The 6,808-nt window shown below is 39.7% G+C and carries 7 protein-coding genes; 4 read left to right on the top strand and 3 right to left on the bottom strand.

Annotated features, from left to right (window positions below):
• From B5D30_RS13495 to B5D30_RS04660, 3 genes are all read right to left on the bottom strand, one after another.
• Positions 1-182, bottom strand: a 182-nt coding sequence (locus tag B5D30_RS13495; protein ID WP_159443206.1) for a hypothetical protein, incomplete at its 3' end; no start/stop codon positions are given.
• 33 nt (positions 183-215) lie between these two features.
• Positions 216-500 carry a hypothetical protein gene (locus B5D30_RS04665; protein ID WP_078806873.1) on the bottom strand — a complete coding sequence of 95 codons (285 nt, stop codon included), beginning with the start codon at positions 498-500 and terminating at the stop codon, positions 216-218.
• A complete protein-coding gene (locus B5D30_RS04660; RefSeq protein WP_078806872.1) occupies positions 500-1,606 on the bottom strand; it encodes an aminopeptidase P family protein in 1,107 nt (368 codons plus the stop codon). The genes B5D30_RS04665 and B5D30_RS04660 overlap by 1 nt, the downstream gene beginning before the upstream one ends.
• Positions 1,607-1,989: 383 nt before the next feature.
• On the opposite strand from B5D30_RS04660, the gene ccpA reads away from it, so the two are divergent.
• The 4 genes from ccpA (at position 1,990) to B5D30_RS04640 (ending at position 6,695) form a co-directional block, all read left to right on the top strand.
• Positions 1,990-2,991: a catabolite control protein A gene (gene ccpA / locus B5D30_RS04655; RefSeq protein WP_078806871.1), complete on the top strand. Its 1,002-nt coding sequence runs from the start codon at positions 1,990-1,992 to the stop codon at positions 2,989-2,991.
• Between the two features lie 186 nt (positions 2,992-3,177).
• A complete protein-coding gene (gene murD / locus B5D30_RS04650; RefSeq protein ID WP_078806923.1) occupies positions 3,178-4,557 on the top strand; it encodes a UDP-N-acetylmuramoyl-L-alanine--D-glutamate ligase in 1,380 nt (459 codons plus the stop codon).
• A complete protein-coding gene (murG, locus tag B5D30_RS04645) occupies positions 4,557-5,657 on the top strand; it encodes an undecaprenyldiphospho-muramoylpentapeptide beta-N-acetylglucosaminyltransferase (protein WP_078806870.1) in 1,101 nt (366 codons plus the stop codon). Before murD ends, murG begins: the two co-directional genes overlap by 1 nt.
• Complete coding sequence (locus B5D30_RS04640; RefSeq protein WP_078806869.1) at positions 5,658-6,695, top strand: cell division protein FtsQ/DivIB; 1,038 nt, start codon at positions 5,658-5,660, stop codon at positions 6,693-6,695. It abuts the gene before it with no gap.
• The last annotated feature ends 113 nt before the right edge of the window (positions 6,696-6,808 follow it).

Raw genomic sequence — 6,808 nt, 5'->3', positions numbered from 1 at the left:
GCAACTGTTCGCAATGCCACTTGAAACTTCGTTTCAAGCAAGTGAATGGCATGGCTCACTGTTGCAAACTTCAGACCGCCCCACTTCGCTTTTCTGTGTCTAGCTACGAAGTGCTGAAGTCTGGTCGCTGTTCGCAATGCCACCTGAAGCTCTGCTTCAGGCAAGTAAATGGCAAGGCTCACTGCGACAATCCCCTAACCGCCCTCTCCGCTTTTCTAATTCCCCAATATAAAGAGTGCCATTACTACCAAAATGCTCCCACTTCCAAGTAAAGAGATAAGGCAAATCAGAAAACGGATAGTAAAAACGTGTGTGTTGTCAAGGAAATACATTTTTGAAAATCGTTTTCCTTTATAGGAAAATACAGCCACTAGTGCAAATAAAAACATAACAATTTGAGCAATGAACAGTCCTAGATTTCCCAAAAGTTCTGGCACTTGCCAAAAACTGTAAATGAAAAATGACCCTATTCCTGCAAGGATTGCTAGTAAAACTGCCACTAAATAATCACCTGCAATTCTTTTGTTGTATTCGTAAACGGTAGACAGCCATTTTTCGTCACGTGAACGCAATCTTCGATACGCACGCCAACTTTTTCAGGAATATAAATTCCCGGTTCAATAGAAAAGCACATTCCTTCCTCAATCACCAAATCATTTCCCTCAACGAGCGACGGAAACTCATGAACGGTTGTGCCAATCCCATGCCCTAGGCGGTGATTGAAATATTCTCCGTAACCATAGCCAGTAATGACATCACGAGCCACTTTGTCAATTTCTTCTGCAGTTACCCCTGGTTTTACAAAATCCTGAGCAGCAAGTTGAGCCTCAAGGACAATTTGATAAATTTTTTCATCAAATTCAGTTGGTTGGTGGAAGGAAATTGTTCGAGTCGCATCAGAATTGTATCCATTCCAAACAACGCCAAGGTCAAAGAGTACAAGTTCGTGCTTTTGAATTTTGCTAAGTCCTGGCTCACCGTGCGGACTTGCAGCATTTTTCCCTGTAAGCACCATTGTGTCAAAACTCATTTGGCTAACGCCACGTTTTTTCAATTCATATTCGATTTCAGCGATGACTTCTTGCTCGCTTGCCCCCTCGTGAACGGCTTTAAAACCAGTTTCAAAAGCAACATCAGCCCACGTGCCAGCCTCATATAATTTCTTAATTTCGTCTTCCGTTTTGATAAGTTGCAAACGTTGAACGAGTGGTGTCAAATCTTTTGAAAACTCCATGTTTGGGAAAGCAGAACGCATTTCTTCCATACGTTCCACAACTAAATGTCCTTTTTCTACGGCAAAATTTTTCGCAGAAACAGGCAAACGTTTCTTCAAAATCTCAGCAATTTTCTCCCAAGGATTTTCGCTATCGAGATAGCCAAATACATCTCCGCTCCAAGAAGAATTTTGTGCATCCTCTACTTCAAGAGCAGGAGTGAAAAGAAACGCCTCCGCCTCAAGTGGAATAAATAACGCAAGCACACGCTCATGTGGGTCGCTCGCATATCCTGTAAAATAAGCGATATGTGTCGTGTCAGACAAATACGCACAATCTACTTGTTGAGTTTCCATCCATTTTTTTAGTTCAACTAATTTTGTTTTATTCATTCTTTTTTCCTCGTTTTCGTGAATTTCATTGATTTCGTACTTTGCTACAATTCTACACTTTTCCTAGGAAAAAGTCTAAGAGTGGAAGTAGAATTTTTTCGGTAAATTGTGTTTTTTTATAAAAATACGAGCATATTTTTTAAGTAAATGATAAGATAAAGTTAAGTAAGGGAGTCATTTTCAGAAAACAAAGCATTTCTCTTGAAAAGAAATTGAAAACTTGTTATCATATCAATGTTGAAAACGCTCTTTCAAAATGAAAGTATGAGAGACTGAAAAAAACGTTCGCAGTCACCATCATATAAGCAAAAGTGTATGGTGTGTCAAGGAGTTTGTCACTGAGTGAAACTTCGGCACTGTATAGCTAGAAAAAGGAGAAAAAAATGGACAAACAAACAATTACAATTTACGACGTGGCACGTGAGGCAAACGTGTCAATGGCAACTGTTTCACGTGTTGTCAATGGCAATCAAAATGTAAAGCCAGTTACACGAAAAAAAGTATTGGAAGTAATCGAACGCTTAGATTATCGCCCAAATGCCGTGGCACGAGGACTTGCCTCTAAGAAAACAACAACGGTTGGGGTAATTATACCCGACATTTCAAATGTTTACTTCTCAAGCCTTGCTCGTGGGATTGATGACGTGGCAACCATGTATAAATACAACATCATCTTGGCAAATTCAGACGGCGATGATGTGAAAGAAATCAATGTATTAAACACACTATTTGCGAAACAAGTTGACGGCGTTATTTTTATGGGGCATAGAATTACCGATCGAATCCGTGCGGAATTTTCACGTAGCAGAACACCGATTGTACTAGCTGGCTCTATTGATCCAGACGAACAAGTTGGGTCTGTAAATATCGACTACAAACAAGCAACAAAAGATGCAATCAATCTTTTAGCAAAAAATGGCAATAAAAAAATCGCCTTTTTAACAGGAGCATTGCTTGACCCAATCAACGGTCAAGCACGTTTGCAAGGGTACCGTGAAGCACTTGAAGAAAATGGGATTGAGTACAACGAAGGACTTGTGTTTGAGTCGCATTATAGCTTTGAAGAAGGGTTGAAAATTACAGAACGTGTGAAAACAAGTGGAGCAACCGCAGCATTTGTGGTTAATGATGATTTAGCGGTAGGTTTACTTGACGGTTTACTTGATTTAGGTGTCAAAGTGCCGAGCGAATTTGAAATCGTAACGAGCAACAATTCACAAATTACGAATATGGTTCGCCCACGTTTAACTTCTGTTTCTCAACCATTATACGATTTAGGGGCAGTTGCTATGCGTTTGCTTACGAAAATGATGAACCACGAAGAAATCGAAGAAAAAAACATCATCTTACCATTCGGGATTGATGAGAAAGATTCAACGAAATAAAAATGAAAGCCTCATGCACAAGTGTGAGGTTTTTTTGTGACAAATCGCTTACAAATATGTTGTCTATATGATTTTTTTTATAAAATTCAGCCTGAAAATTGAAATTTCCCTCCATAAGTGGTATTTTTAAAGAGTGTGTAGATATGGGCAACCATATACTGATAGAGAAGAAAATGGTGAATGAACTTGAAAAAGATTTCTGATTATGAGAATAAAAAGGTATTGGTGCTAGGTTTAGCACGAAGTGGGGTAAGTGCAGCACGTCTTTTGGACAAACTTGGTGCAATTGTTACAGTCAATGATTTTAAAAATTTCGATGAAAATCCTGAGGCACAACTTCTTTTAGATGAAGGGATTCGTGTGATTACAGGAGGACATCCTGTGGAACTTTTAGATGAAGATTTTGAGCTTATCGTGAAAAATCCCGGGATTTTGTATTCTAATCCAATGCTTGTAGCAGCTGTAAATAAACAAATTCCAATTATTACCGAAGTGGAGCTTGCTTATCAAATTAGTGAGGCGGATATTATCGGTATTACGGGAACAAATGGCAAGACGACCACGACAACAATGATTGCTGAAATGTTAAATTACACTCGTGAAAATAATGGAAAAGCCTATCTTGCAGGAAATATCGGATTTCCAGCAAGTAGCGTTGCTCAAGAGGCAACAAGCGAAGATGAGCTTGTAACGGAACTTTCGAGTTTTCAGCTTTTAGGCATTCGCACTTTCCGTCCAAAAATTGCGGTGATTACCAATATCTATTCCGCACATTTGGACTACCATGGCTCACGTGAGGAATATGTGAAGGCAAAATGGCGTATTCAGGAAAATATGACGAGCGAAGATATTTTAATTCTTAACGGAAACCAAGCGGAACTACGTGAATTAGCACAAAACACGAAAGCTCATGTAGTCACCTTTTCCACGGAAGAAAAAACAAATGGTGCTTACCTTTTGGAGAATACGATTTTTTATGGCGAAGAGATGATTCTTTCCATTGATGAAATGGCGATTGTGGGAATGCACAATGTGGAAAATGCGTTGGCAGCAGTGACCGCAGCGAAATTGCGTGGCGTAGAGAATGAGGCGATTTGCGAAGTGTTGAGGAATTTCCACGGTGTTGAACATCGGACACAATTTGTCGGAAGTATCAACGAGCGAAAATTTTATAACGACTCAAAAGCGACCAATATTTTGGCAACGAAAATGGCATTGTCTGGTTTTGAAAACGATCGTGTGATTTTATTAGCAGGTGGTTTGGATCGTGGCAATGATTTTGATGAATTGCTCCCTGCTATTTACGGACTAAAGGGCATGGTGACGTTTGGCGAAACAGCTGAAAAACTCATGCTGACTGCTGAAGAGGCGAACGTTGGTGAAGTGTTGATGACGGAAAACGCAGAAGTTGCGGTGCGTTTGGCATATGAAATGAGTAGTGCGGGAGATGTTATTTTACTTTCGCCAGCAAATGCCTCGTGGGATCAGTATCCAAATTTTGAAGTTCGTGGGGAAAAATTTGTGCAAGCGGTGAAACAGTTGGCTGAGGAAGTAGGTGCAGAGTAATGCGTGTTGTCGTAACAGGTGGTGGAACAGGCGGACATATCTACCCAGCTCTTGCGTTCGTCCGTTATTTAAAGGAAATTCAGCCAGATACTCAAGTGCTTTATATTGGAAGTAAAAGAGGTCTTGAGGGTAAAATAGTGCCACAGGCAAATATTCCATTTGAGGCAATTGAAATACAAGGTTTTAAACGTTCACTTTCGCTGGAGAATTTGAAAACAGTCAAATTGTTTTTACAATCTATTCGCAAGGCGAAACGATTACTCCGTGACTTTCAGCCGGATGTGGTGATTGGTACAGGCGGATATGTTTCTGGAAGTGTCGTTTATGCGGCAGCAAAGATGAACATTCCGACACTCGTTCACGAGCAAAATAGTGTGCCGGGTGTCACGAATAAATTTTTATCACGATATGCCAATGTGGTGGCAACGAGTTTTCACGGGGTGGAAAAATATTTCCCAAAAGCAAAAGTCGTCTATACAGGCAATCCACGAGCTCAAGAAGTAGCGGAAATCGAGCAAAGCGATATTTTATCAAATTATGGTTTGAAGTTGCACACTCCGACAGCTGTGGTATTTGGCGGTAGTCAAGGAGCGTTGAAAATTAATCAGGCAATGCTTGAGGCACTTCCATTGTTCAAGGAGAAAGACTATCAAGTATTGTATGCTTCAGGTGTGCGTTACTTTGAAAAATACGAGAAAGAATTTATCAAGGCACAAAAAGAAATGGAGAATGTTCGTGTTTTTCCATATATTAATGAAATGCCAGAAGTATTAGCAAGTGCAACATTATTGGTTGGAAGAAGTGGTGCCACGAGTTTGGCGGAAATGACGGCGTTAGGTTTGCCTGCTATTTTAATTCCAAGCCCGTATGTTACCAATGACCACCAAACGAAAAACGCTCAAACCCTTGTAGAAGTTGGAGCGGCAGAATTGGTTGCAGATGTTGATTTGACAGGCGAGTTGTTGGTGAAAAAAATGGATGAGATTTTACTCAACCGTAAGCACTTGAGCGAAATGAGTGCGGCATCTCTAAAAGAAGGCGTGCCAGATGCGAGCGTTCGCTTGTTGCATTTGGTTGAAGAAATCACAAGAGGAAAATAAATGAATAAAGACACAGAAGAAAAATTGACCCCTTGGGAGAAAAATAATCGAGCCTACTTGGCACAGCAAGAAGCGGAAACTCAGGCGAGCGAAGAGGTGCAAACAAGTGTGGACGCAGACGGCGACCCTGTTTTCCAAAATCATCGTCCGAGACAGGAAGATGAGGAGGAATATTTGGAAACTGAGCTAGAAGAGGCAGAAGAAGAATTTCCAGAGGTTGAATATAAAAGTTTTTCAACGGAATTACCAAAGTTGAAAAAGCAGCGAAATAAATTATTAATGCGTCGCCTTGCGGTGATTAGTGGGATTGCTTTAACAGCGATTTTGATATTGGTTTACTGGGTTTCTCCGCTAAGCAAATTAGAGGCAATCAAAATTGTCGGAGGAGAACATCTCAAAAAAGAAACCATTCTCAAGACAAGTGGATTGAAGTTGGGCGATACACTTTGGGAGCAATATTTTTCCCGTAAGACAAATGAAAAAAATATCATAACCAAAAATGAGCGGGTGAAAAGTGTGGATATTACCTTGAACGGGATCAATACTTTTCAAATTCAAATCAAAGAATTTCCGATTGTCGCCTATGAGCTAGAGGAGACGAAATATCTTCCTATTTTGGAAAGTGGCGTTTGTCTGACGAATGAAGAAGAAAAAAATCCGAACAAGAGTTTCCCGATTCTTGAAAAATTCACCAAGCATGAAAAGCAAATGATGAATTTGATTCAAGAATATGAAAAACTTGAAGAAGGAATGAAAAGTGCGATTACAAGATTTACGCTCACACCTAGTAAGAGCAATCCAGATTTGGTGACAATTGCGATGAACGACGGAAATTTTGTCAAAATTTCTATCGAAGATATACCAAGCAAACTTCCACTTTATCCACAAGTAAGCAAGGAAATGAAAGAAAAAGGAATTGTTGACATGGAAGTGGGTGTTTACAGCTATCCATTTTCACTAGAAAAAGAAGAACAGGAGAAAAAAGAGAAAGAAAAAACTTCTGAAACTTCTACAACAACGACTTCTTCTTCAGAGTAAAGAGTAGAAAAAACTAAATTTCCTTTAGATTTTCGTTTGAAAATGGTAGAAGGTTAAAGTTTTTTTGAAAAAGTTGTGAACGAATCAAAAAAATCGTTTATGAAATTCATGAT

The organism is Pilibacter termitis (assembly GCF_900167335.1).
Lineage (GTDB): Bacteria > Bacillota > Bacilli > Lactobacillales > Streptococcaceae > Pilibacter > Pilibacter termitis.
The sequence above is the reverse complement of the archived record's forward strand: the minus strand, read 5'-3'. Positions and strand labels throughout refer to the sequence as shown.